Genomic DNA, 25,344 nt, shown 5'->3' with positions numbered 1-25,344 from the left:
GGGCCTAGGCCGTGACTTTCTTCTGGAACTTAGTTTCCGACTCACGAAGGTGACTGTAAAGAGGTGCGGCGATAAAAATCGTTGAGTAGGTGCCCACGATAATTCCGATGAACAATGCCAGCGCAATGTCTTTTAGTGTTCCAGCACCCAGCAAAGTCGACCCAATGAACAAAATCGATGCAACTGGCAGAACCGCGACTACGGATGTGTTAATCGATCGAACCAGTGTCTGGTTTATGGCGTAGTTGACCTGCTCAGCAAATGTAGTTGTCTCACTGTGCTCAACCTCGAGGGTATTTTCGCGAATCTTGTCGAAGACCACAACTGTGTCATAAAGCGAGTAGCCAAGAATTGTTAGGAAACCGATCACTGCTGCAGGTGTTACTTCGAAGCCGGTTGCGCCGTATACCCCAGCGGTGATGATGAGGTCGTGTAGTAGAGCAATAACCGCAGCTATCGACATTTTGAGGGTGCGGAAGTATAAAGCCATCAAAATTGCCGCTAAAGCAACGAAAACGACTAGACCATTAATCGCCTTTGAGGTAACGTCTGCTCCCCAGTTGGCGCCGATGAACGAAGAAGATACCGCTTCGGATTCAAGTTGGTAGGCATCTGCGAGAGCAACTCGAATTTCCTCGGCCTCGAGGTCTTCAAGTTTTTCAGTCTGAATTCTGAGGTCATTGCCAACGGTTGTGATTACCGGGTCAAGTTCTGCGTCAATTTTCAAAACCGCATCGCGAGCAAGATCAGATGATGAACCAGCTACGTCGGTAATGCGAAATTCACTTCCGCCGCGGAATTCGATACCAAAGTTGAAGCCACCGCGGGCAATTGGCAAGATTGCAGAAAGCGCAATCATTACCGCGGCAATCGCGTACCAGTATTTGCGGCGGCCGACGAAGTTAATCGACCGTTTTCCGGTGTAGAGATCATTTCCAAAGTCACTGAACTTAGACATTTTTAGTTGTTCTCCTTAGCGGCAGCAGCGGCTTTGCGTTCAGCAATAGTTTGGCGTTTGACCGCTTCTTTGGAAGATTTCAGAGTTGCTGCTTTGGTTGCCTTCTCGGCTACGACGAATGAGCCGCGACCGGTGTAGTGCAACGCACCCAGGGCACGCGGATCTAGGCCAGACCACTTGTGTCCAGAATTGAAGAACGCGGTTCTACTTAGCAGCTGTAGAACAGGATGGGTAAACATAACCGCAATCAAGAGGTCAATTAGCGTAGTTAGACCAAGTGTGAAAGCGAAGCCTCTAACGTTTCCGACAGTCAGCAAGTAGAGCACCACTGCAGCGAGCAGGCTAACCAGACCCGAAACCAAGATGGTTCGGACGGCACGTTTCCAGCCTTGTTCAACAGCTTGAGCAAGACTCTTTCCTTCGCGGAGTTCGTCTCGAACGCGTTCAAAGTAAACGATGAACGAGTCGGCGGTGATACCGATTGCAACGATTAGGCCAGCAACACCTGCTAGCGAGAGTCGGTAGTCTTGACGCCAACTCAGGAATGAAATGGCTAGGTAAACCAGTAGTCCGGCAGCAAGCAGTGAACCGATTGTCACCATGGCTAATCCGCGGTATTGGAAGATGCTGTAGACGACCACCAGTAACAAACCGATTAGGCCAGCGAGTAGACCGCCCTGAAGCTGCGATGAGCCCAGTGTTGCCGAAATGTTCTCCTGGCTTTGAACCTCAAAACCGATCGGCAAAGAACCGTACTTTAGTTGGTCAGCCAAAGCCTTAGATGAATCTTTGGTGAAAGAGCCAGTGATTTCCGCCTTACCGTTGGAAATAACGGCATTGGTTGAAGGTGCTGTGATGACGTAACCATCGAGCGTGATCGCAAACTGGTTGCGAGGGCTCTCCAGAGGGAACAAGCGCTCGGTTACAGCGGCAAATTTCTTAGTTCCCTCCTCGTTGAACTCGAGGTTTACTGCCCAAGTGTTAGTGGTTGCACCAGTGGATGTGGTCTGTGTGCCGGCAAATGCGTCACTGATTGTTGCGCCGTCGACCTCGACTGGACCAAGGATGTACTTGCCAAAGCCATCCACGTCACAGGTGATCATTGGAGCCGTCGGATCGTCAATTTGACCTGGTTTACGGAAATCTGTTGCGCAGTCTAGAGCGTCAAATTGGGCCTGTAATTCTGGAGTAACCCAGTTAGGGTCTGAACCGTCGGTCGGAGAAGCGCTAGGAGTTGCAGCCGTTGTTCCCCCAACAGCAGCGGAGGTACCGGCGCTGGCTATCAAAACTGGTCGGAAGTCAAGTTTTGCTGAAGAGCGAATTAGTTGAAGAGTGTTTTCATCTGGTGCACCAGGAATCGAAACTTCGATGTTGCTTGCTCCGCGAGTTAGGATTTGGGCTTCGCTGACGCCGGTTGCATCGACTCGTTGACGAATGATGCTAACGGCCTGGGCAAGTTGCTCTTCGCTGACCTGCTGGCCCTCGGCCAGAGTCGGAGCCAGGATGATTTGAGTTCCACCAGAAAGGTCTAGCGCGAGCTTCGGGACAAAGAGATTTGCTCCACTGGAGAATGAGGCAACACCGAGAATGGTGGCAATAGTACCGGCGATTAGTGCCAACCAACCGAGGCTTTTGCGAGCTTTTTTAGTTGCTGAATAATCTGCCACGATTAGGCCTTCTTTGTACTCGGCTTTGTCGCTGCCTTGGCTGAACTTTTAGCGGTCGACTTTGCGACTGGCTTCTTGCTTGCGGTTTTTGCAGCGGGTTTACTCTCAGCCTTGGCAGTGCCAAAAATCAATGGGTTTGACTCAACTGAGCGAATCGCCTGCTTAACGACTGTCAACTTCACGCCGGGAGTGGTCTCAATGACAGCGCGAACATCCTGAAGCTCAGTGATGTTTCCGATGATGCCCGAGTGCAGCATGACGGTAGCGCCAACCGAGAGCTTCTGCTCAAGTTCTGCGGCTTGCTTTTTACGCTTGCGGCTCGACCACACCATCATAAAGATCAAGAAGCCTAGGGCTACAAGCAGAAAAAGGTCTTGGCTGTTCATTGGTTCCCCATCGTGAGACAAATAAAAACGCCAATAACGGCGTTACCAAAATTATAGGGCTTATCGGCTTATAGTCCGAGATGCTGGCGACCCAAATCAGACAATTGTCGACCGCGGCTACTGCGTATGATCAATCCACAACGCAAAAGATAGGGCTCAATCGCATCTTCCACTGTCTCTGAGCTTTCGCCAATCTGGTTTGCCAGAGTTTTGAGGCCCATCGCTTGGCCTGGCAGCAGTGAAGAGAGCGTGTTCAACACCAGAAGATCCATGCGGTCTAGCCCCAATGCATCTATTCCGAACAGTTTCATAGCCCGTTCGGCTGAGTCGAGCCCAATTTTGCCTGCCTTTTCGACAACCGCTAAATCTCGCGCTCTGGCTAACAAACGATTCGCTACTCGTGGTGTGCCGCGACCTCGTTTCGCAATCAATTCGACCGCGGCATCATCGATAGCAACCGAAAGTCGCATTGCAGATTGCCTAATAATCTGAGCCAATTCAGATTCGTCGTAGAAATCCATGTGAGCGGTAAACCCAAAACGATCACGTAACGGAGCTGGTAATGCCCCGCTCTTGGTTGTGGCACCGACGAGCGTAAAAGGTGGCAACTCAAGCGGGACCGCGGTAGCCCCCGGACCCTTGCCAATAACGATGTCGATCCGTCTGTCTTCCATGGCCAGATAAAGCATTTCCTCAACCGGCCGAGACAGGCGATGGATTTCATCAATGAAAAGCACCTCACCCTCAGCAAGCGAAGCCAAAATTGCAGCCATGTCACCACCGTGCTGGATAGACGGCCCACTAGTGATGCGCAATCTCGCACCGGTTTCGTTTGCCACAATCATGGCCAACGTCGTTTTACCTAATCCAGGTGGCCCGGAGAAGAGGATGTGATCGGCGGCCCGCTGTTGAGCCTGCGCCGCCGAAAGCACCGTGATCAACTGTTCGCGAACGACCTCTTGGCCAATAAACTCAGTCAAACTTTGCGGGCGCAGTGCGTTCTCTCCCACAAACTCGGAATCTGCTGTCTGGTCTTCTATCATTTAGCCGCGAGCCTTCGCAGAATCTCTCTAATTGCTTCTGCCGGGGTAAGTTTCGAAATGTCGCCCTGCGAAATTGCATCTCGTATCTTTGCAGACGGCCACCCCAAATTGGCGATGGCCTCGACGAGGTCGTTTTCTTGGTTACTTGGTTCTTTGCTTGACGAAACCTGGGTAACTTTTCCAGACAGTGCAAGGATGATCAGCTTCGCAGTCTTTGGACCTACACCGCTCACAGATCGAAACACCGAGTCATCATCCTGCTGAATAGCGTTAGCAATCTGTGCCGGGGTAAGGCTGTCAATTATAGAAAGGGCAACCTTCGGGCCAATTCCAGAAACAGTTAGCAATAGTTCAAAGGTTGATAGTTGACCATCGTCGCTGAAGCCATACAGAGTCAAGGAATCTTCTCTGACTTGCAGTGAAGTCAGTAATTCGACTTCTTGGCCGATTCGCAATGATCGCAGCGTGGTAGCGGTTGCTAATACCGATACGCCAAAATTTCCAGCACGCACAACAACTGCAGACTTTCCAATCGATTGGACGCTTCCGGATACCGAGGCAATCATCGCTTTAGGTTACCTCGGAGATTGCTATTTGGCGGCAGCACGCGCAGCATTTCGCCACACTCGTTGCGCAGCAGTCTCTGAGTTGCTTGTCTGTTGCGGTCTTAGTACAGCACAGAGTGCGATTGCCAAGCTGTCTGCTGCATCGGCGGGTTTGGGTATTTCGTCGAGACCTAAAAGACTCTTAACCATGAAGCCAACCTGAGCTTTGTCCGCTCGTCCGTTTCCGGTAACCGCCGCCTTGACTTCGCTTGGCGTGTAGTAAGAAACGGGAATGCCTCTACGTGCTGCTTGGAAAAGTGCCAAACCAGACACCTGCGCTGTTCCAGTAACCGAACGAAGGTTATGTTGTGCGAAAACCCGTTCAACAGCAACCAGTTCTGGCTCATGATGCTCGATAAGAGCGTCTATTGCAGAACCAATTGCTAATAAACGGGCTTCAATCGAAAGTTCGGGCGAACTTCGAATGGTCTCAACCGCGATTAGCGATCGTTTGGATTTGGTCGCAGAAATAATGCCAACTCCGCAGCGAGTTAGACCAGGGTCAATCCCTAGTACCAGCAATTAGTCGTCGGCTTCCAATTCGGCAAGAACATCGGCAGTAATGTCGAAGTTCGAATAGACATTCTGCACGTCATCGAGATCTTCTAGAGCATCGATTAGTTGAATCACCTTACGAGCCGTAGCCGCATCTACTTGAACCGGCATAGCCGAAACAAACTCGACGTCAGCAGATTCGTAGTCAATTCCGGCGGCCTGCAACGCTGTTCGTACAGCAACCATTGAACTCGGATCGGTGGTGAGCACGAATGACTCGCCTCTGTCTTCGATGTCTTCGATGCCGACTTCGAGGACAGCCTCAAGAATCGAATCTTCATTCGCCGCGCCGTCTTTTGGTACCACGATGATGCCTTTGCGGCTGAATTGGTATGAGACCGAACCAGGATCAGCCATCGAACCGTGATTCTTGCCCACAGCCAAACGAACTTCAGCGGCTGCACGGTTCTTGTTGTCGGTCAGACATTCGATCATCACGGCAACGCCGTTTGGTCCATAGCCCTCGTACATGATGTTCATGTATTCGATTGCGTCGCCGCCAACACCGGCACCGCGTTTTATTGCGCGTTCAATGTTGTCGTTTGGAAGAGAGCTCTTTCGTCCCTTTTGGACAGCATCGTAAAGAGTAGGGTTTCCGTCAACATCGGGGCCGCCCAAACGAGCTGCAACTTCAATGTTCTTAATTAGTTTCGCAAAAAGCTTCGCGCGTTTAGCGTCGATCGCTGCTTTTTTGTGTTTGGTCGTTGCCCATTTGGAGTGGCCGGACATGTTTCTCCCTGAGTTTTGCTAACTACGAAAGTTTAGTTTCATTCTGTTCAACCATTTGAACGAAATACTTATGAATTCGAGACTCCCCTGAAATCTCAGGGTGAAATGAAATCCCGAGCAGGTTTTTGTGCTTCACAGCAACTACTCGGCCATCCGACAAAGAGGCCAATACCTCGACTTCTGGGCCGGTTGACACAACAATGGGGGCACGGATGAAAGTGGCGTGAACAAGACCGTCGATACCCTTGAAATCCAAATCAACCTCAAAACTATCAACTTGATGGCCGAACGCGTTTCGCCGAACCTCAATGTCTAGGCCACCGAAGCCTCTCTGATTTGCTGTACCGCCCGATATTCGGTCGGCCAGCATAATCAGTCCCGCACATGTTCCAAAGACAGGTAATCCGGCGAGAATTGCTCGCCTTAGCGGTTCAAACAGGCCGAAGTTCTCCGCCAACTTTTGAATGGTTGTCGACTCTCCACCTGGGATTACTAAACCCGTGACACTCTCTAATTGGGATTGTGTTTTTACCTCAACGGCATCAATTCCAATTGAATTTAGGATCTGCAAATGCTCGCGAAAGTCCCCCTGTAACGCCAGGACTCCAATTCTGAGAGACATTTACCAGCCGCGTTCGGCCAAACGGTGAGGAGCAGGAAGATCAGAGACGTTGATTCCAACCATTGCTTCTCCCAAACCTCGAGAAACATTCGCTAGCACGTCTGGGTCGTTGTAGAAAGTTGTCGCCTTGACTATAGCCTTCGCTCGCGCAACCGGGTCTCCAGACTTAAAAATTCCTGACCCAACAAAGACGCCGTCAGCGCCCAGCTGCATCATAAGTGCCGCATCGGCTGGAGTGGCTACGCCACCCGCAACAAACATAACCACTGGCAACTTTCCCGCTTGAGCAACTTCGCGAACAAGCTCGTAAGGTGCCTGAAGTTCTTTGGCAGCAACGTATAGCTCATCTTCGCTCTTCGAGGACAAAGCGCGAATTTCTCCGCCGATGGTGCGAATGTGCTTCATGGCTTCAGAAACATCACCGGTTCCAGCTTCACCCTTCGAGCGAATCATCGCCGCGCCCTCGGTAATACGACGGAGTGCTTCGCCCAAGTTAGTTGCGCCACAAACGAAGGGAACATCGAATTTCCATTTGTCGATGTGGTTTACGTAGTCGGCGGGGCTGAGAACTTCTGATTCATCGATGTAATCGACCTTCAAGGCCTGCAAAATCTGGGCTTCAACAAAGTGGCCGATGCGCGCCTTTGCCATGACCGGGATCGATACTGAGTTGATAATGCTGTCAATCATGTCGGGGTCGCTCATGCGAGAAACGCCGCCCTGGGCGCGAATATCAGCTGGAACTCTTTCAAGAGCCATTACCGCAACTGCTCCGGCATCCTCAGCAATTCTTGCTTGCTCGGCAGTTACTACGTCCATGATTACGCCGCCTTTGAGCATTTCTGCTAAGCCGCGCTTTACTAATGAAGAACCAGTGATTGGGTTGTTAGAGGTCATGCGAATAGTTTATGTCAGAAGACAGCAGCGACTGCCATGCCTTTGCAATGTCATCTCGCACTTCGCCAAGCAGCCTCGGTAGTGCCTTCGTTTCGGCAATGATTGGAAAGAAATTGGCGTCATTAGCCCAGCGAGGGACGATGTGTTGGTGCAGGTGCCCAGCAATTCCAGCTCCTGCGACCTCGCCCTGATTCATGCCGATGTTGAAACCGTGTGCCCCAGAAACCTGTTTGAGGACCTTCATGGCTTGCTGGGTAAGGAGTCCGATTTCAGCAATTTCTTCGGACGAAGCTTGATCGTAGGTCGAAATGTGTCGGTACGGGCAAACTAAAACGTGCCCGGAGTTGTACGGGAACAGGTTTAGTAAGACGAATGCACTTTTGCCTCGAAAGACGATTAGCGCCTCTTCATCTGACATCGATGGCCCGTTACAGAAGGGGCAGTCTTCCTTCGGAGGTTGCTGACCGTTCTTGATGTAGACGAGTCGATGCGGAGTCCAGAGGTGCTGAAAATGGTTTGGAACACCCGGAAGATTCGCGGACATCTCCAATTTGGTTACACCTGACTCTTATTTTCGATAGTCGTCAAAATTCGATCAATAGCCTCGGCAACCGGAACACCATTTTCCTGAGAACCATCACGGAATCTAAATGAAACCGCGCCGCTCTCGGCATCTTGTCCGCCGGCAATAAGCATGAAAGGCACCTTCGCGGTCGTGTGATTTCGAATCTTCTTCTGCATTCTGTCGTCTGACGCATCCACGACAATACGAACGCCGCGCTTGCGCAAGTCATCAGCAATGCCATTTAGATATGGAACAAACTCATCTGCAACAGGAATACCGGCGACTTGCACCGGGGCCAACCAAGGCGGAAAGTGTCCTGCGTAGTGCTCGGTGAGAACTCCAAAGAATCTCTCAATTGAACCAAAAAGAGCTCGGTGAATCATTACCGGACGCTGTTTCGAGCCATCGCTAGCGGTGAACTCAAGGTCAAAACGCTCGGGCAAGTTGAAGTCGAGTTGGATTGTAGACATTTGCCAGGTTCGACCAATGGCATCACGAGCCTGAACCGATATTTTAGGACCGTAGAAGGCAGCGCCGCCTGGATCTGGAACCAGTTCAAGCCCAGATGCTGAAGCTACGCGCGCAAGAGTTTCGGTTGCCGTGTTCCAGATTTCATCACTGCCGACAAACTTTTCATTACCCTCTTCGCGGGTAGACAACTCTAGATAAAAATCATCCAGGCCATAATCACGGAGCAGGCCGAGCACGAAGTTCAAAACATTCGATAGTTCCTGCTCCATCTGATCAGGAGTGACAAAGAGGTGTGCGTCATCTTGAGTCATACCTCGAACGCGAGTTAGACCGTGAAGCACGCCCGACTTTTCGTATCGGTAAACCGAACCAAACTCAAACATGCGCAATGGAAGATCTCGATATGAACGAGACTGCGACTTGAAGATGAGGATGTGGAATGGGCAGTTCATCGGCTTCAGGTAGTAGTCCTGGCCCTGCTTCTTGATTTCCCCTGACTCGTCGCGTTCCTCGTCCATTTTCATGGGTGGAAACATTCCTTCGGCATACCAACCGAGGTGACCGCTCTGCTCGAACAGGTTGCTCTTTGTGATGTGTGGCGAATAGACGAAATCGTAGCCAGACTCTTCGTGACGTTTGCGACTGTAGTCCTCCATGACCCGTCGCATGATTCCACCCTTTGGATGGAACACAGCTAAGCCGCTGCCGATTTCTTCAGGAAAACTGAAGAGATCAAGTTCCGCACCCAGTTTGCGGTGGTCACGTTTTGCTGCCTCTTCAAGACGAGCTTGAAAGGCTCGAAGTTCGTCTTTGCTTGGCCAAGCGGTTCCATAGATTCGCTGAAGTTGCTTGTTTTTCTCCGAACCGCGCCAGTAGGCAGCAGCAACGCGGGTTAGCGAAAAGCCTTGACCAATCATTCGCGTGTTTGGAAGATGTGGTCCGCGGCACAAATCACGCCAAACCAACTCGCCGGTACTTGGATCAATGTTGTCGTAGATTGTGAGCTCGCCAAGCCCGATCTCGGCTGAGCCTTCTCCGGCGGCATCTGGATTTGACTTCAAGCCGATAAGTTCGCATTTGTAAGGCTCTGAAACTAACTCTTTTAGAGCGCTTTCTTCAGTGGTTACGCGCCTAACGAATCGCTGGCCGGAACGGATAATCCGCTCCATTTCTTTTTCTAGTTTCTTTAGGTCTTCTGGAGTGAAGGCTTCGGCAACATCAAAGTCGTAGTAGAAGCCGTCGGTAATAGGAGGCCCAAAGCCCAACCTTGCTTCGGGGTTGATCTTCTGAACCGCCTGAGCCAAAACATGGGCAGTCGAATGGCGCAGTATGGAAAGGCCATCTGGGCTGTCGATCGAAACAGATTCGATTTGATCACCCTCGACCACCTTGTGGGCTAGATCCTTTAGGGCGCCATTGACTCTTTGGGCGACAATTTTGCGATCTTCGAATAGACCGAACCCGTCGATACCTGAACTTACGACATGTGCAACACCGTCGACGGTGATAGATATTTTCGACACAAAACTCCCTCGCAACTACATGCAATCCTACCGACTCAATTTTCGGTAGGACCGGTTTCGGCACGCCTACGCACACCTGCGTAGCGAATCACTATTTAGATGCTTTGATAGTCAGGTGAGTGAAAAGTCAAAATCTGTTGCACAGCTCGATGAGTCTATTTTCGAAAACCAATTAACTGCCAAGGTCGATTTAGCAAAAAAACTTAACTGGTTGCGCGCCGGAGTACTGGGAGCCAACGACGGAATCGTTAGCACGGCTGGTTTGCTCATGGGTGTTGCTGGTGCCGGCGCAAGCCAACCCGAAATCGTTGTAGCGGGCGTTGCCGCGACTGTCGCTGGCTCAATCTCTATGGCCGGTGGTGAATACACTTCGGTAAGCGCTCAACGCGATTCTGAACTAGCTGCACTCGAGCAAGAACGACGCGAACTAGCGGAAAACCCTGAGATGGAACTCCGCGAACTCGCTCTTTTCTACGAAGCGAAGGGTATCAGCGCCGAATTGAGCGCCCAAGTAGCTCAAGAACTAACCGAAAAAGACGCACTCAAGGCTCACGCCGAGGCTGAACTCGGAATCAACTCAGATCACCAGGTCAGTCCGATTGCAGCTGCGATTAGTTCATTCGCTGCTTTTTTCGGCGGCTCACTGCTTCCACTTTTTGCTGTTTCTGGCCCTTGGATTGAAATTCGGATTCCGCTCACAGTTGGTGCAGTGGTTGCCTCTTTGGCGATTACCGGATTCGTGGGGGCTAAAATTGGTGGTGCGAGATCGCTCCGTGCGATCATCCGAAATGTATCAATCTCACTTCTCACCATGGGGATTACTTACGCAATTGGTGCACTAGTCGGAACCGCTATCTAACGACGAAGTAAACTGTCATAGTGAGTCAAAAATCCTCGTACGACGTTGTACTCGTGGGCGCCGGCATAATGAGCGCCACACTTGGTACTTTTCTCAAACTGCTGAACCCCGAGCTGTCTATAAAAATCTTCGAAAGACTAGATGCTCCGGCTCAAGAATCTTCTAACCCTTGGAACAACGCTGGCACCGGGCATGCTGCGCTTTGCGAACTTAATTACATGCCCGACACATCGGATGGGTCGCTGCCAAATGCGCAAAAGGCTATTGCTATCAACGAGCAATTCCAGTTAAGCCGTCAATTTTGGGCTCATCTTGTTGAAGTTGGAATTTTGAAGAATCCATCGAGTTTCATTACTTCTACCCCACACATGACTTTTGTCCGCGGCGAGAAAGATTGCGACTATCTAAAGCGACGTTATTTGGCCCTCAAGAATCAGCCCCTTTTTGCAGGTATGGAATTTTCACAGGATCCGGAAGTGATCAGACAGTGGGCTCCACTACTAATCGAAGGTCGCGACCAGAACGAAACCATCGCCGCGACAACAATTCAAACTGGCACCGACGTCAACTTCGGCGAAATAACTAGACAGCTAATCGACCATTTAGTCAGCCAAGGGGCCGAAGTCGACTACAACTCTGAGGTTCGCGGCCTGAAAAAGTCCAAGGATGGCTGGCTAGTCTCGACCGGTTCAGTTGTCACAAAAGCTAGGTTCGTCTTTGTTGGAGCGGGTGGTTGGGCTCTCAAGCTACTGCAGAAAGCTGGCATTCCAGAGGCCAAAGGTTACGGAACCTTTCCAGTAGGTGGCCAGTGGCTTCGATGCGATGACCCGGAAATCGTCGCCAGACACAGCGCCAAGGTCTACAGTCAGGCTTCGGTCGGTGCTCCCCCAATGTCGGTACCGCACCTGGATGCCCGAATGGTTGATGGGCAACCAAGTTTATTGTTCGGGCCATATGCCACTTCAAACCCTAAATTCCTGAAGCACGGATCAATTCTTGATTTGCCAAAATCAATTCGCCCATCGAACGTCATTCCTTACCTCGCCGTTGCCGTCTCGAATTTCCCGCTAATCAAGTACCTAGTCGGCGAGTTGGCCAAGGGTAAAAAGCGAAAGTTCGAGTCTTTGCTCGAATTCATGCCCACCGCGAATGCAAAAGATTGGCAGTTACTAAACGCCGGTCAGCGGGCGCAGATCATCAAGAAGGACAAAGCTAAGGGCGGAATCCTGCAATTTGGCACCGAGATTATTACTTCAGCTGATGGTTCTATCGCTGCTTTGCTTGGTGCTTCACCAGGCGCATCAACCGCGGTCAACGCAATGCTTGAAGTTCTGGAACGTTCATTTCCGGAGCAGTTTCCGATTTGGAAGTCAAAACTTTCGAAGATTATGCCGTGGTACGGAAAGAGCCTCAACAGCGACGCAAAGGCTGCTGCTAAGTCACTGGCTGAAACCGCAAAAACACTTCAGCTGAAGTAACCTGCTGCAAAAAACCTCGATAAGAAAAAAGAAAATAGCCTCCGTTTCCGGAGGCTATTTTTCGTGGACGATACTGGGATCGAACCAGTGACCCCTTCCATGTCAAGGAAGTGCGCTACCGCTGCGCCAATCGTCCGTGCTATTCAAATTGGAGGTGGAGACGGGATTTGAACCCGTGGTTATACAGCTTTGCAGGCTGCTGCTTTGGGCCGCTCAGCCACTCCACCAGATCTCACGTGGCTTATTCCCACTGCGAGCGGATGACGAGATTCGAACTCGCGACCCCAACCTTGGCAAGGTTGTGCTCTACCAACTGAGCCACATCCGCATGTCTTTTTCAAGACTTGAAAACTCTAACCGAAATTCACAAAGTGGTCAAACTGACACGCAAAAAACGGAGGGCGGAAAATCCACCCTCCGTTTTTTGCCATTCTCAGCCGCGATCAGCGCCAAATGCGTATGCTTCTTCACCGTGCACAACAGTGTCAATGCCGGCAATCTCATCCTCGGCACGAACTCTGAAGCCCATTGTTTTTTCAATTGCAAAACCAATAACGAGTGAAATTACGAAGCTGTAAACAAGAACAGCAATTGCGCCAACAGCCTGGGCAATTAGCTGATCAAATCCGTGCCCGAAGAACAGCCCTACTCCGTTTCCGAATAGACCAATCCAGAGAGTTCCTACGACTCCACCCACGAGGTGAATTCCTACCACATCAAGTGAATCGTCGAAGCCAAGACTAAATTTCAGATTGATTGCCAAGGCGCAGAGAGCACCTGCAACGAGACCAAGCGCAATTGCCCACAGTGGGTCGAGTACTGCACAGGCAGGTGTAATTGCTACCAGTCCAGCGATAGCGCCTGAGCCGGCTCCAATCGAAGTTGCCTTACCCTGTTGCATTTTCTCGACCAGAATCCAGCCGAGCATCGCAGCCGCAGGAGCGGCGAGTGTGTTCACGAAAGCTAGGGCCGCGACACCGTCTGCTGCCAACTCACTGCCGGCATTGAAGCCAAACCAGCCAAACCAAAGAAGCGCTACTCCAAGTAGGGTCAATGGAACATTGTGAGGCTGGGTAATGCCCTTGCTGAAGCCAAAACGTTTACCGAGGACAATGGCCAGGGCCAGACCTGCTGCACCGGCGTTGATGTGCACTGCCGTGCCACCAGCAAAATCAATTGCGCCCAGTTCATACACAATCCAGCCACCATCAACCACCTTGCCGTCCTGCAAGGTGAAGTTGAACACCCAGTTTGCTACTGGGAAGTAGACAATCGTCGCCCAGATTCCAGCGAAAACCATCCAAGCTCCAAACTTTGCACGGTCGGCTATCGCTCCAGAAATCAGAGCAACGCTAATAATCGCGAACGCTGCCTGAAATGCAACGAAAGCGAGACTTGGAAAAGATCCCTGAGGATCTGCAGCATCTGCCACTTGAGCTGCGAGCCCGATTGAACTGGTATCGATTCCGAACCAACCATCAATACCCAAGAATCCGCTTGAGCCACCGTTTGAGAAGGCGATTGCATAACCGTAGAGAACCCACAGCACCGCTATCAATGCCAACGACCCGAAACTCAGCATCATCATGCTGACGACCGACTTAGCTTTAACTAAACCGCCGTAAAAGAAGGCCAGTCCTGGGGTCATCAATAGAACTAGTGCCGCGGAAATTAGGACAAACGCAGTGTTTCCCTGATCCATTTGTTTACCTCTCTCTTTGAAAACAAATACAGCCAACAACTTCTTGGTTGAAGAAGAGTTTGGGGTATCTCTGTTTCGAGAGAGGTCTTGAAATGTTTCTCGTTTGTAAACAGTTAGCGGGTCATTGCGCCCAAACGCGAAATAGCTCGAAGGTATTTTTTGCGATAGGCACCCGAAATGTACTCATCTGAGAAAACGTTTACCAGGTCGATACCGGTGCCAAAAATTCGCAACTGGGCTTCATACGCGCGGTCAACAAAAGAGACGAATCTGAGTGCGTTGACCTGGTCATGAAGAACGTGAATGTCTTTCAGCACCAAAGCCTCAACACCTGAAAGTAGTCGACCATACCTCGATGGATGAACCTTTGACAAATGTGCAAGCAACTCTTCGAAGTCGTCTACAGCCACTGCGTTTGGCGAGTAGGTTGCAACCTTCTCGAATGCCGCTGACTCCTCATAAGTTACGAAATCGAAGGATGTGGGACGATGACGATAGTCCTCACCGTCAATTCTCACCATCTGGAAACGATCGGCAATACCGTGAATTTCACGAGCAAAATCTGCGGCAGCGAAACGACCTTCGCCCAAGGCGTTGGGTGGGGTGTTACTGGTGGCGGCGAAACGAACCCCGAGCGGGGCGAGCTCATTCAACAGCCGAGACATCATCATTGTGTCGCCCGGATCATCTAACTCAAATTCGTCGATGCATAAGAGTTCATACTTTTTTAGGACCTGTACGGTTTCGGCAAAGCCCAAAGCACCAATCAAACCGGTGAAGGAGATAAAGGCGCCGAAGGCTTTTTTGCCTGAAAATTCGTGCCAAATGGATGCTAGTAAGTGAGTTTTTCCCACGCCGAAGCCGCCATCCAGATAGATGCCAGCTTCAAACACCGGTTTCGAAAATAGACCTTTGCGCTTTCCACTAATGAATTCGCGAGAGTGAGCGAGAGCCACTGATTGGGACTCAAAATCTGGACTTGGCTTGTAAGAATCGAAGCGAGCGTTGGCAAACTCACGTGGCGGTACAAAGTCCAGTAACAGTTGACTGGGTTCGACCTGAGGCCAAACCGTAGAAAGAGACGCAAAAGTCTTTGAATTCATTCGGGAAATAATCTTTGTAAGGAAGAAAAACTGGGCACCGGCTGGTTAACCTTTATAGAGAAAGTTTAGTTCCGTATTCGAAAGTGAGTTCATTGTGGCCGTTGGCTTCGATTCAAGTCCTAAGTTCGCAAAGTACGCACACCCGGAGGTTTTGGTTTCGACCGAGTGGCTGCAGCAAAACCTAGGCACAGACGGTTTGGTAGTTGTCGAATCTGACGAAGATGTTTTGCTCTATGAAATTGGCCACATTCCGACCGCGGTCAAGATCGACTGGCACACCGACCTGAATGACCCCGTCACCAGAGATTACGTTGAGGGGCCAGAGTTCGCCAAGCTAATGTCACAGAAGGGCATTTCTCGATCTTCAACCGTCGTGATCTACGGCGATAAGTCGAACTGGTGGGCTTCATATGCACTTTGGGTGTTCAAGCTCTTCGGCCACGAAGATGTTCGTCTGCTTGATGGCGGCCGCGAAAAATGGATCGCTGAGGGTCGCGAACTGACCAAAGAACAGCCTGCAGTCACAGCGACGGACTACCCGGTCATTGGCCGTGATGACAGCGTGCTAAGGGCTTTTCGCGATGACGTTTTGAAGCACTTTGGCAATCCCCTAATCGACGTGCGTTCACTTGAGGAGTACACCGGAGAGCGAACCCACATGCCTGCATATCCAGAAGAAGGTGCGTTACGTGGAGGACACATTCCAAGCGCAAAGTCAGTACCTTGGGCAAAGGCAGCCGGCGAGTTGGGTGTTTTCAAAGAGCGTGAAGAATTAGACGAAATCTATCTCGGTCAAGCCGGCTTGAAGGAAGGCGACAACGTTATCGCCTACTGCCGAATCGGAGAGCGTTCAAGCCACACTTGGTTCGTTTTGAACTACCTGCTTGGCTTCAAGAATGTTAGAAACTATGACGGTTCGTGGACCGAATGGGGAAGCCTTGTTCGGGTTCCGATCGTTAAGGGCGCTGAACCGGGTATCGCTCCAAAGGTAGCCTGATGCCAGTCGAGGATCCAAAAAGTCTGATTGAGGATTTTCAAAGTGTATCTACCAAAGAAAAACTAGATCTTCTTCTTGAATTTTCCGAGAACCTGCCTCAGTTGCCGGCCCGATACGTAGATCATCCCGATCTACTCGAGAGAGTCGAAGAGTGTCAATCTCCGATCTACTTGTTCGTGGAGGTTTTGAGCGACGGAAACAAGACAGTCAATCTGTTTTTCACTGCTCCGGAAGAGTCGCCGACTACTCGCGGCTTCGCCAGTATTCTGCACAGCGTCTTGGATGGATTACCGGCAAGCCAGGTGCAAGCTTTCGACGATGATTTTCCGAGCAAATTGGGTTTAGCTGAGGCGGTTTCCCCGTTGCGTATGCGTGGAATGCGCGGCATGCTTTCGCGGATTAAGCGGCAGGTAAGTGAAAAATCTTCCTGATGACAAATTAGCTGCTTTAGTTGCCGAATCGTTCGATAGCGCGCTAGTGCACTCGATTGCTCTAGATTCGGCTGGTAACTACTACGGCGAAGACCAAAGCTCGAAATCTATTTCAGACGCCTCCGACAATGAGTGGCTGATGTTTTTGCGATCGAAAGCAGACCTAATTGTCACCTCGGGAAAAACTTTTCGTGCCGAGAGTTATCGTCAGTCGAGATTCTGCCCAATCGTTGTTATCAGCCGTACGGTGAGTCAAACAATCGATTCCGACACATCCAGGTTTCCTATTTTTTTCTCAACGTTGGAAGACTGCATCGACCTGATCAAGCGCTCGGGCAAAGTATTACTTGAATCGGGACCAAACTTGGCCGTTGAGTTGGCGTCACGCGGCAAAGACATTGTGATTGCACTAAGTTGCCCCAGAGCCATAAGTGAGATTGAAATCGAAATGGTTATAGCTGATTTTTATTCAGGGCATCTTCGAAGAAATTTAGGCCAGGGTTCACTCTCCTGGTTCGAATTTGGCACTCGCCAAATAACCCTCATACCGCTGATTCGGCGAGCCTAAGCCCGCGCAAACAGGGATGTTCTAACCTTATTCAGATGATCGAAATCTCAGCCCAAGACTCAGCCAGCACCGAATTCAAACTTGCTTTGACTCGCCTTGCTGAGGCAGAGCTCCGCAAAGAGCTTTCCGTCACTGAGATTGCCGCCCCTAAAGGCTTGGCCCAAAATGCAGTCGCTTTTTCTGCGCAACTTGCCGATTCCGATCACTCCCACGGACACGTTGCAACCGGAAGATTTGTTTTTCTTTGGGATAAGTCGCCGCAGGACGCCTGGGCTGGGAATTTCCGCATTGTATGTTTTGTGAAGTCAAATTTAGAGCCAGATATTGCCGATGATGAGCGCATTTCTGATGTGGCATTGGCCTGGTTGTCTGATGCCTTGAGAAGACGAAACGCAGTCGGTGAGGCTGCTGCTGGAACTACTACCCGAATAGTGTCATCCGGGTTTGGCTCTTTGGCGAGCGAACCAGATCACGGGGAACTCGAGATTCGAGCATCTTGGTCACCTACTGACGATAACTTCTCCGGTCATTTAGAGGCCTGGCAAGACCTTCTCTGCGTCATGGCAGGCTTCTCCCCTCTCCCCGATGGCGTTCATCCGCTATGACCGATTCTGAAGCCGTACCTCAGCTATTTTCACTTGAGAAACCAACATCGCCGGTAATTTATGTCGATGATGAGCCCTCGCTCAGCTCGATGTTTGATGAACTCAATCGCGGAAGCGGGCCTATTGCCGCGGATGCAGAGAGAGCCAGTGGTTTTCGCTACTCTCAACGCGCGTACCTAGTGCAGCTGAAACAGATCGACGGGCCCATTTATTTACTAGATCCGGCGGCCTTCGACTTTGACCAAAATCTTTTCAAGCCACTCAGCGTAGAGCGACCTTTTATTTTTCATGCTGGCTCGCAAGATTTACCTTGCCTGCGGGAACTAGGCCTCAATCCCATAGAGATTTTTGACACCGAACTCGGCTCTCGTCTCGCCGGTGTCGAGAGAGTAGGACTGGCCGCAGTTTGCGCGCTCTTCCTCGAAATTTCACTTGCTAAAGAGCACTCTGCAGTTGATTGGAGCACCCGACCGCTGCATGAAGATTGGCTCACCTATGCGGCTCTGGACGTAGAAATCTTGCACGATCTTTGGCAAAAAGTTAGCGCTGAACTCGAGAGCCAGTCAAAGAGTGAAATTGCGAAACAAGAATTTGCTCAGGTATTGAGGCAGCCGACAAAAACTCCAAAAATTGAACGGTGGCGATCAACTTCTGGCGCACACCTAATCAAGGACAAGCGACAACTCGCTGTTTTGCGCGAACTTTGGCAGTCACGTGAAGAATTAGCCCAAAAATTAGATGTTTCACCAGGAAGACTCATTCCCGACACATCTATCGTCTGGGCTGCGACAAACAAAGTGTCGAGTCGCAGCGAACTTGCACACTCAAAGGGATTCCACGGCCGAGCCAGCCGAACCTACATCGACCTTTGGTGGTCTGCAGTGGAGCGAGGCTACGCTTCAAAAGATTTACCCGAGTTGCGTCTCAAAGCAGAAGGAATTCCAAACCATCGAACTTGGGAGAAAAGATTTCCCCTTGCTCACCAAAGACTCTTGGTCGGCAAGGCAGTCGTAGATGAAGTTGCCGCGCAACTGAAATTTGCACCGGAACATGCCCTAACCCCGGATACGTTACGCCGGGTGGTTTTTGAATTCGAGACCGATATGACAATGGATGATTTTCGAAATCGACTGATCGAACTAAGCGCCAGGCCTTGGCAGATTGAGGCCCTCGCCGAAGTTTTGTTTACTGCGCTTCAGTCTGTTGCGACGGATTGAGCTCAACTTCTGAATCTAGCTTTCGGGCATGTGGAACACGTGCGCCCAGAACCTGAGCAACAACTTCGTGACTGATCTGACGTGCGGTGAGGCCAACTCGCTCAAGAATCTCTTCCCTGGTCGCGTGTTCTAAAAATTCATCCGGCAAGCCCACTTCGCTCAAAGCAGTATCAATTTGAGCGCTGCGCAGATCTTGACGAACTCTGGTGCCGATGCCACCAACCTTGATACCGTCTTCGATGGTGACCACAAGTCTGTGCTCCTTCGCCATCTCAAGAACCGACTTGTTAACCGGAATAACCCAGCGAGGGTCGATAACAGTCGCGCCAATCCCCTGGTCAGCGAGGTGCTTCGCTACGTCAATACCTAACTGCGCCATCTGACCAACGGTGAGGATCAAAACATCTTTGCTAGGTGACTGGTGCAGAACGTCTACCCCGTCGGCAGTGCGAACGATCGCAGGGATGCTTTCGCCGACGTTACCCTTACCGAAACGAATCATGGTTGGTGAGTTTTTTTCGGTGACAGCTTCTTGCAGCTCTTCGGCAAGCGTTGCAGCATCACGAGGTGCTGCAATTTTGATTCCGGGAACCACTTGGAAAATTGAGAGATCCCACATTCCGTGGTGGGATGCACCGTCTGGACCGGTTACGCCGGCCCGATCAAGCACAAAGGTGACACCAGCTTTGTGCAGCGCCACGTCCATCAGCACCTGGTCGAATGCGCGATTCATAAAAGTGGCGTAAACAGCAACAACTGGATGAAGTCCGCCGAAAGCTAAGCCAGCAGAAGCGGTGACAGCATGCTGTTCAGCAATTCCGACATCAAATACGCGGTCTGGGAATTTGTCGGCAAATTTCTTCAAGCCGACAGGCTGCAGCATCGCTCCGGTCAGAGCTACAACCTTTTTGTCGGTTTCGGCAATCTTGAGTAACTCTTGACCGAAAATGTCGGTCCAGGATTGTGCCGAGCTTGTTTTTAGAGGCAAACCTGTTTCAGGGTTTATTTGACCGACGGCGTGAAACTGATCCGCGTCATCTGATCTAGCTGGTTGGTAGCCGCGACCTTTTTCTGTAACAGCATGGACAATCGCCGGTCCCGCGTAGCGTTTGGCCTGACTTAGGGCCTGTTCTAGCGCATCCTGATCATGGCCATCAATTGGGCCGATGTACTTGATGTCGAGATTTGGGAAAAGCCCTACCGGCGCGAAAGTTGATAAAAGACCTTTGCCGGCACCTCTCGCGGCCGAGTAAATCAATCGACCCGGAACGCCGAACTTGTAGAACATCTTCTTGCTTGCTTTGTAAAGCCGACGGTAGGTCTGGTTTGTTCGAACATCGTTCAGGTGCCGAGCCAAGCCACCAATGGTCGGTGCATAGCTTCTACCGTTGTCATTGACAACAATCACCAGGTTGCGATCGTTGTCGTCAGAGATATTGTTTAAGGCCTCCCAGGACATTCCACCAGTCAAGGCACCGTCACCGATGACGGCAACAACGTGACGATCACTCTGATTGGTCAGTTTGTATGCCCGAGATATTCCGTCAGCCCAAGACAGCGAACTGGAGGCATGGGAGCTCTCAACGATGTCATGGACTGACTCACCACGCTGCGGGTAACCTGCAAGGCCGTCTTTTTGGCGAAGCGTAGAGAGATCTTTGCGTCCGGTGACCAATTTGTGGACGTAGGACTGGTGACCGGTATCAAAAATAATTGAGTCTTTTGGCGAGTCAAAGATTCGATGAATTGCCAAGGTCAACTCAACTACACCCAGATTTGGGCCAAGATGGCCGCCAGTCTTCGATACTTGTGAAATCAGAGTTGCCCGAATCTCAGCGGCAAGCTCGGTCATTTCATGGCGACTTAACCGCTTGAGATCAGCCGGCTGATTCACTCCATCGAGAATTGACATAGTCACTAGAACCTATGAGGCCCAGTCAAAATTCCTAGGCAACCAAACTTCTGAGCACATACTGCAAAATTCCACCGTTGCGGTAGTAATCAGCTTCTCCAGGAGTGTCGATGCGCAGCGGTGCATCGAAGACGATGACCGGTTTGCCTTCTTTCGAGTGAGCCGATGGCTTAGCGGTAACCTTCAGTGTCTTCGGAGTTCTTCCTTCATTGAGTTCGGTCACGCCTTCAATTTCAAAGATCTCAGTTCCGTCTAGGCCGAGAGATTCAGCGTTTTCACCAACTGGGAATTGGAGCGGTAGTACTCCCATTCCGATTAGGTTGCTACGGTGAATTCGCTCAAAACTCTCTGCGATTACTGCCTTGACACCCAAAAGTCTGGTGCCCTTGGCGGCCCAGTCGCGAGACGAACCTGATCCGTACTCTTTGCCGCCCAAAATAACTAGGTCAGTACCAGCAGCAATGTAGTTTCTGCTGGCGTCATAGATAAATGACTGCGGACCGTCAGCCTGGGTGAAGTCGCGAGTGTAACCACCCTCAACGCCATCTAGCAACTGGTTCTTTAGGCGAATGTTGGCAAATGTGCCGCGAATCATAACCTCGTGGTTTCCGCGACGAGAGCCGTAGCTGTTGAAATCGGCTCGTGAAATTCCGTTTCCAGTTAGATACTGGCCAGCTGGTGAATCAGCCTTAATCGAACCCGCAGGGCTGATGTGGTCAGTAGTGACCGAATCGCCAAGCTTAGCCAGAACTCGTGCTCCGGTAATGTCACGAACAGGCTCAGGTGTCTTCTGCATGCCATCGAAGTATGGAGCCTTACGAACGTAGGTTGATTTCTCATCCCACTCGAAAACCGCGCCCTTCGGCGTTGGTAGCTGCTGCCAGCGGTTGTCACCATCAAAAACGCCTGCGTAGCGTGTTTTGAACATGTCCGAACTAATCGACTGATCGATAGTCTGCTGAACCTCCTCAGCAGAAGGCCAGATGTCTTTCAAGAAGACTGGGTTGCCGCTTGAGTCGGCTCCAAGTGCCTCGGTTTCGAAATCGAAGTCCATTGTTCCAGCAAGGGCATACGCGATGACCAGCGGTGGGGATGCAAGATAGTTCATCTTGACATCAGGACTGATTCGGCCTTCGAAGTTACGGTTTCCAGAAAGCACGGCAGTTACGGCAAGGTCGTTGTTGTTGATGGCCTCTGAGATTTCATCAGACAGTGGACCTGAGTTACCGATACAGGTTGCACAGCCGTAACCAACCAAATTGAAGCCCAATGCGTCCAAATCGGCAGTTAGTCCGGCTTTCTCGTAGTAGTCGGTAACCACTTTCGATCCTGGGGCAAGCGAGGTCTTCACCCAAGGCTTTGCCTTAAGGCCTTTGGCAACGGCCTTTCGCGCAAGGAGTCCGGCTGCAAGCATTACAGACGGGTTAGAAGTGTTGGTGCAAGAGGTGATCGAGGCGATAGCAACGTGACCGTTGTCTAGTGCAAATTCTTGACCGCGCACTGCGGTCGGCTTGCTTGCCGATGCTGAATAGGTAGGTAGAACCTTTTGGAAAGCCGACTTTGACTCGCTTAGAACGATTCGGTCCTGTGGTCGCTTCGGTCCGGCAATCGACGGAACAACAGTGGACAAATCAAGCTCAAGATACTCGCTGTAGCGAGGCTCAATGCTTGGGTCATGCCACAGGCCCTGTGCCTTGGTGTATGCCTCAACCAAGTCAAGCTGCTCTTGCGAACGACCAGTTGTTCTTAGGTAATCGATGGTTACTTCGTCGATTGGGAAGATCGCAACAGTAGAGCCAAACTCAGGAGACATGTTTCCGATGGTGGCTCGGTTAGCTAGCGGAACGCTGGTGACACCAGCGCCGTAAAACTCGACGAACTTGCCGACAACTCCGTGCTTGCGGAGCATTTCGGTGATGGTCAAAACAACGTCGGTCGCGGTAACTCCGGTAGCAATCTGTCCGGTTAGCTTGAATCCGACAACCTTCGGAATAAGCATCGAAACCGGCTGACCCAGCATTGCGGCCTCGGCCTCGATACCGCCAACACCCCATCCTAGAACGCCTAGGCCGTTGACCATTGTGGTGTGTGAGTCTGTACCCACGCAAGAGTCTGGGTATGCCTGAAGTTCACCGTTAACCTCGCGGGCCATAACGGTTCTGGCAAGGTACTCAATGTTTACCTGGTGGACGATACCGGTGCCAGGAGGTACAACTTTGAAGTCATCGAATGCTGTCTGTCCCCAGCGAAGGAATTGGTAACGCTCTGAGTTGCGCTGGTACTCCAAGTCGACATTCTTTTCGAATGCGTCTGGTGATCCGGCTACGTCAATCTGAACTGAGTGGTCAATCACAAGCTCTGCGGGTGCCAGAGGATTGATCTTGTTTGGGTCTCCACCGAGCTCAGCTACGGCTTCGCGCATAGTGGCTAAGTCAACAACACATGGAACACCAGTGAAGTCCTGCATGATTACGCGAGCAGGTGTGAACTGGATTTCAACATCTGGCTCGGCTGCTGCATCCCAGTTGACAAGAGCGTTGATGTGGTCCGCAGTGATGTTTGCACCGTCTTCGGTTCGCAGCAGGTTCTCTAGCAGAATTTTCAGCGAATAGGGCAAAGTTTTTGCATCAACTGAGTTAAGGCGAAAAATGCGATAGCTTTTTCCGTTGACGTTTAGTAGATCAGATGATCCGAAGCTGTTCACCTTTGACATTGCTCGCTATTCCTTACTTGTTACGTATTCTCTAAAAGTACCATTTATGAAACCGGCTTGAGCGTATTTCTGATGCTCAACCAGGTAAACCAAAGCAGAAGCGCATAAAGCGGTACGCCCATCAAAATCCGTGCAGCACCCAATGCTTCAACCTGGTTGCTGAAGAACAGTGGCAACTGCACGATGAGTCGAAGTGAAAATAAACCGATCCACATGAGGGTGATCAAGGTGTAGCGGCGAAGCTGTGCCTTAGATGCTCGAAAAAAATTGAGGTCGCCTTGAATTGCGCCGACCAGCAATCCGACCAGCGGCCAGCGAATGAGAACAGAAATGACCAAGACGACGAGATAAATTGCGTTGGTAAAAAAGCCTTGTATGAAGTAATCGACAGCTTGCCCACCTTCACGAAGCGGCAAAGCGGCAGAGATTGCAATGCCGATGAACCCGGCAATCGACTGAGTGATTGGTTTACGCCTGAATAATTGCAGCAGTAGAAATGCAACCGCCAAAGTCGCGGCAAGAATAACGGAAGTGAGAACATCCTTGGTCACAATCACTGAAATTGTGTAAGTGGTAGCCGGCAAAACCACCTCAGCGATTCCGAGCCAACCCCCCAAACTACTCAGTAAGGATTTCTTCGAAAACCCGATACCATTTTCGGAAACTTCAATTCCAAGGCGATTACTAGACATGAGCTAGTTCTTTACGAAGCCTGAAGAACCAGGGATACGGAGTTCGAGAAGATCTTTGGGTGGCATCGGTGTCTCGCCACGAACGACGACCACCGAGCGAAAGACATCGTCTACTTCAGCCGAAGCTGCCAAGTCAGTTAGCGCAGCGCCACTAACGACGCCTCTCAGAAACCAGCGCGGTCCATCAACACCGATGAATCTCATCAGCTTTTGCGAGACCGGCTGACCTGACTGATTGTTGACTGGCACCTGGGCTAAGAGCTCAGGGCCCAATGAACCCGTGCGCGCCTCAAGTTTTCCACCCTGTGCACTAATGGATGCGGAAATTTGCTCTCGAACTTCATGCCACAAACCCTCGTTTCGGGGCGCGGCAAAGGCTTGCAACTGCAACGATGAGTGCGCTAGTTCAAGTGTGACCGCGAGAACTCGCTTTGAGGTTTCCTCGATCTCAAGTTTCATGGTGAGAGAGTCTCGGGGTGGAACCCTTATGGCACCAAAATCGACGTAGGGCGAAACATCGCTTACTTCAGAAATGTCAAACGGGCCCGCGTTCTTGCGGTCTGCAGGAGCAGATTTATAGTTCAAAAGTGAGTTCACTACTTAACCCCGCTAGATCCGAATCCGGTAGCTCCTCTTTCGGAGCCAGGTAATTCACTAACCGGAACAAATTCTGCCTGGACGTATCGCTGAATCACAAGTTGGGCAATGCGATCCCCTGTCTTCACAGCAAATTCTTCATCGGAGTGATTTTGCAGCGCGACCATCAACTCGCCACGGTAACCCGAGTCAACGGTGCCGGGGCTGTTCAGAACTGTGATGCCGTGCTTAACGGCTAGCCCACTTCTAGGGTGGACAAGTCCGACGTATCCACTCGGCAAAGCAATGGACACTCCGGTAGGGACCAATGCTCGCCCCCGTGCCGGTATAACCAGGTCAACACTGGACCTTAGGTCGGCTCCAGCATCTCCCGCTTTCGCATAAGCCGGATAGAAACTTGGATCAGCGGTAATAAGCACTTCAATACGTTCTGGCACGTTTAGAGCGTA

At 51.0% G+C, this 25,344-nt stretch carries 25 protein-coding genes and 3 tRNA genes; 7 read left to right on the top strand and 21 right to left on the bottom strand.

Annotated elements, in window-relative coordinates; genetic code table 11:
• Nucleotides 1-4: 4 nt before the first annotated feature.
• From secF to thrS, 11 genes are all read right to left on the bottom strand, one after another.
• Entirely contained in the window at nucleotides 5-958 is a 954-nt protein-coding gene (gene secF / locus A4Z71_RS03445) for a protein translocase subunit SecF (RefSeq protein ID WP_070954549.1), read from the bottom strand.
• A gap of 2 nt (nucleotides 959-960) precedes the next feature.
• Nucleotides 961-2,625, bottom strand: coding sequence for a protein translocase subunit SecD (gene secD / locus A4Z71_RS03440; RefSeq protein WP_070954548.1), 1,665 nt, complete (start codon nucleotides 2,623-2,625; stop codon nucleotides 961-963).
• A gap of 2 nt (nucleotides 2,626-2,627) precedes the next feature.
• Nucleotides 2,628-3,011, bottom strand: a complete 384-nt coding sequence (yajC, locus tag A4Z71_RS03435; protein WP_070954547.1) for a preprotein translocase subunit YajC — start codon at nucleotides 3,009-3,011, stop codon at nucleotides 2,628-2,630.
• A 68-nt stretch (nucleotides 3,012-3,079) separates the two neighbouring features.
• The gene (gene ruvB / locus A4Z71_RS03430) at nucleotides 3,080-4,054 is read right to left on the bottom strand and encodes a Holliday junction branch migration DNA helicase RuvB (RefSeq protein ID WP_070954546.1); all 975 of its coding nucleotides are present in this window, start codon (nucleotides 4,052-4,054) and stop codon (nucleotides 3,080-3,082) included.
• Nucleotides 4,051-4,620, bottom strand: a complete 570-nt coding sequence (ruvA, locus tag A4Z71_RS03425; RefSeq protein WP_070954545.1) for a Holliday junction branch migration protein RuvA — start codon at nucleotides 4,618-4,620, stop codon at nucleotides 4,051-4,053. Before ruvA ends, ruvB begins: the two co-directional genes overlap by 4 nt.
• Nucleotides 4,621-4,644: 24 nt before the next feature.
• Nucleotides 4,645-5,181: a crossover junction endodeoxyribonuclease RuvC gene (ruvC, locus tag A4Z71_RS03420; protein WP_070954544.1), complete on the bottom strand. Its 537-nt coding sequence runs from the start codon at nucleotides 5,179-5,181 to the stop codon at nucleotides 4,645-4,647.
• Nucleotides 5,182-5,943 (bottom strand): YebC/PmpR family DNA-binding transcriptional regulator, encoded by a 762-nt coding sequence (locus A4Z71_RS03415; protein ID WP_070954543.1) that lies wholly within the window; start codon nucleotides 5,941-5,943, stop codon nucleotides 5,182-5,184.
• Between the two features lie 22 nt (nucleotides 5,944-5,965).
• On the bottom strand, nucleotides 5,966-6,565 hold the full coding sequence (gene pdxT / locus A4Z71_RS03410) for a pyridoxal 5'-phosphate synthase glutaminase subunit PdxT (protein ID WP_070954542.1): 600 nt from the start codon (nucleotides 6,563-6,565) through the stop codon (nucleotides 5,966-5,968).
• The gene (pdxS, locus tag A4Z71_RS03405; RefSeq protein ID WP_070954541.1) at nucleotides 6,566-7,462 is read right to left on the bottom strand and encodes a pyridoxal 5'-phosphate synthase lyase subunit PdxS; all 897 of its coding nucleotides are present in this window, start codon (nucleotides 7,460-7,462) and stop codon (nucleotides 6,566-6,568) included. It abuts the gene before it with no gap.
• Nucleotides 7,452-8,006 (bottom strand): HIT family protein, encoded by a 555-nt coding sequence (locus A4Z71_RS03400; protein WP_070954540.1) that lies wholly within the window; start codon nucleotides 8,004-8,006, stop codon nucleotides 7,452-7,454. Before A4Z71_RS03400 ends, pdxS begins: the two co-directional genes overlap by 11 nt.
• Nucleotides 8,007-8,017: 11 nt before the next feature.
• Entirely contained in the window at nucleotides 8,018-10,021 is a 2,004-nt protein-coding gene (thrS, locus tag A4Z71_RS03395) for a threonine--tRNA ligase (protein ID WP_070954539.1), read from the bottom strand.
• A gap of 115 nt (nucleotides 10,022-10,136) precedes the next feature.
• Here thrS and A4Z71_RS03390 point away from each other — a divergent pair, with 115 nt between their 5' ends.
• Nucleotides 10,137-10,880, top strand: a complete 744-nt coding sequence (locus tag A4Z71_RS03390; RefSeq protein WP_335582248.1) for a VIT1/CCC1 transporter family protein — start codon at nucleotides 10,137-10,139, stop codon at nucleotides 10,878-10,880.
• Nucleotides 10,881-10,900: 20 nt separating this feature from the next.
• On the top strand, nucleotides 10,901-12,358 hold the full coding sequence (gene mqo / locus A4Z71_RS03385; protein ID WP_418219384.1) for a malate dehydrogenase (quinone): 1,458 nt from the start codon (nucleotides 10,901-10,903) through the stop codon (nucleotides 12,356-12,358).
• A 64-nt stretch (nucleotides 12,359-12,422) separates the two neighbouring features.
• Here mqo and A4Z71_RS03380 read toward each other — a convergent pair.
• The 5 genes from A4Z71_RS03380 to zapE all read right to left on the bottom strand — a co-directional run bounded on the left by A4Z71_RS03380 (nucleotide 12,423) and on the right by zapE (nucleotide 15,163).
• Nucleotides 12,423-12,494: transfer RNA gene (locus A4Z71_RS03380), tRNA-Val, on the bottom strand.
• A gap of 13 nt (nucleotides 12,495-12,507) precedes the next feature.
• Nucleotides 12,508-12,585, bottom strand: a tRNA-Cys gene (locus A4Z71_RS03375).
• A 28-nt stretch (nucleotides 12,586-12,613) separates the two neighbouring features.
• Nucleotides 12,614-12,686: transfer RNA gene (locus A4Z71_RS03370), tRNA-Gly, on the bottom strand.
• Between the two features lie 105 nt (nucleotides 12,687-12,791).
• Nucleotides 12,792-14,060 (bottom strand): ammonium transporter, encoded by a 1,269-nt coding sequence (locus A4Z71_RS03365; protein WP_070954538.1) that lies wholly within the window; start codon nucleotides 14,058-14,060, stop codon nucleotides 12,792-12,794.
• A gap of 113 nt (nucleotides 14,061-14,173) precedes the next feature.
• Nucleotides 14,174-15,163 carry a cell division protein ZapE gene (gene zapE / locus A4Z71_RS03360; protein ID WP_070954537.1) on the bottom strand — a complete coding sequence of 330 codons (990 nt, stop codon included), beginning with the start codon at nucleotides 15,161-15,163 and terminating at the stop codon, nucleotides 14,174-14,176.
• Nucleotides 15,164-15,257: 94 nt separating this feature from the next.
• Between zapE and A4Z71_RS03355 the strand changes: the two genes are divergently transcribed.
• Genes A4Z71_RS03355 through A4Z71_RS03335 form a run of 5 tightly spaced genes read left to right on the top strand, consistent with a single transcriptional unit; the run spans nucleotide 15,258 to nucleotide 18,981 of the window.
• On the top strand, nucleotides 15,258-16,160 hold the full coding sequence (locus A4Z71_RS03355) for a sulfurtransferase (protein ID WP_070954536.1): 903 nt from the start codon (nucleotides 15,258-15,260) through the stop codon (nucleotides 16,158-16,160).
• On the top strand, nucleotides 16,160-16,591 hold the full coding sequence (locus A4Z71_RS03350; RefSeq protein ID WP_070954535.1) for a SufE family protein: 432 nt from the start codon (nucleotides 16,160-16,162) through the stop codon (nucleotides 16,589-16,591). The genes A4Z71_RS03355 and A4Z71_RS03350 overlap by 1 nt, the downstream gene beginning before the upstream one ends.
• Nucleotides 16,575-17,159 (top strand): dihydrofolate reductase family protein, encoded by a 585-nt coding sequence (locus tag A4Z71_RS03345; RefSeq protein WP_070954534.1) that lies wholly within the window; start codon nucleotides 16,575-16,577, stop codon nucleotides 17,157-17,159. Before A4Z71_RS03350 ends, A4Z71_RS03345 begins: the two co-directional genes overlap by 17 nt.
• A 35-nt stretch (nucleotides 17,160-17,194) precedes the next feature.
• Nucleotides 17,195-17,764 carry a DUF3000 family protein gene (locus A4Z71_RS03340; protein ID WP_070954533.1) on the top strand — a complete coding sequence of 190 codons (570 nt, stop codon included), beginning with the start codon at nucleotides 17,195-17,197 and terminating at the stop codon, nucleotides 17,762-17,764.
• Nucleotides 17,761-18,981, top strand: coding sequence for an HRDC domain-containing protein (locus A4Z71_RS03335; protein WP_070954532.1), 1,221 nt, complete (start codon nucleotides 17,761-17,763; stop codon nucleotides 18,979-18,981). Before A4Z71_RS03340 ends, A4Z71_RS03335 begins: the two co-directional genes overlap by 4 nt.
• On the opposite strand, the gene dxs is transcribed toward A4Z71_RS03335, so the two are convergent.
• Genes dxs through dut form a run of 5 tightly spaced genes read right to left on the bottom strand, consistent with a single transcriptional unit; the run spans nucleotide 18,950 to nucleotide 25,332 of the window.
• Nucleotides 18,950-20,893: a 1-deoxy-D-xylulose-5-phosphate synthase gene (dxs, locus tag A4Z71_RS03330; protein ID WP_070954531.1), complete on the bottom strand. Its 1,944-nt coding sequence runs from the start codon at nucleotides 20,891-20,893 to the stop codon at nucleotides 18,950-18,952. The genes A4Z71_RS03335 and dxs overlap by 32 nt on opposite strands.
• A 34-nt stretch (nucleotides 20,894-20,927) precedes the next feature.
• Nucleotides 20,928-23,606 (bottom strand): aconitate hydratase AcnA, encoded by a 2,679-nt coding sequence (gene acnA, locus A4Z71_RS03325; RefSeq protein WP_070954530.1) that lies wholly within the window; start codon nucleotides 23,604-23,606, stop codon nucleotides 20,928-20,930.
• A 44-nt stretch (nucleotides 23,607-23,650) separates the two neighbouring features.
• Nucleotides 23,651-24,298 (bottom strand): DUF3159 domain-containing protein, encoded by a 648-nt coding sequence (locus A4Z71_RS03320; protein ID WP_070954529.1) that lies wholly within the window; start codon nucleotides 24,296-24,298, stop codon nucleotides 23,651-23,653.
• Nucleotides 24,299-24,301: 3 nt separating this feature from the next.
• On the bottom strand, nucleotides 24,302-24,895 hold the full coding sequence (locus tag A4Z71_RS03315; RefSeq protein WP_070954528.1) for a DUF3710 domain-containing protein: 594 nt from the start codon (nucleotides 24,893-24,895) through the stop codon (nucleotides 24,302-24,304).
• Nucleotides 24,895-25,332, bottom strand: a complete 438-nt coding sequence (gene dut, locus A4Z71_RS03310; protein WP_070954527.1) for a dUTP diphosphatase — start codon at nucleotides 25,330-25,332, stop codon at nucleotides 24,895-24,897. Before dut ends, A4Z71_RS03315 begins: the two co-directional genes overlap by 1 nt.
• Between the last annotated feature and the right edge of the window lie 12 nt (nucleotides 25,333-25,344).

Origin of the sequence: Candidatus Rhodoluna planktonica, assembly GCF_001854225.1 — a bacterium.
In the GTDB taxonomy this organism is placed as follows: domain Bacteria; phylum Actinomycetota; class Actinomycetes; order Actinomycetales; family Microbacteriaceae; genus Rhodoluna; species Rhodoluna planktonica.
Note: the sequence above shows the minus strand (reverse complement) of the source record. Positions and strands in the feature narration are given on the sequence as shown.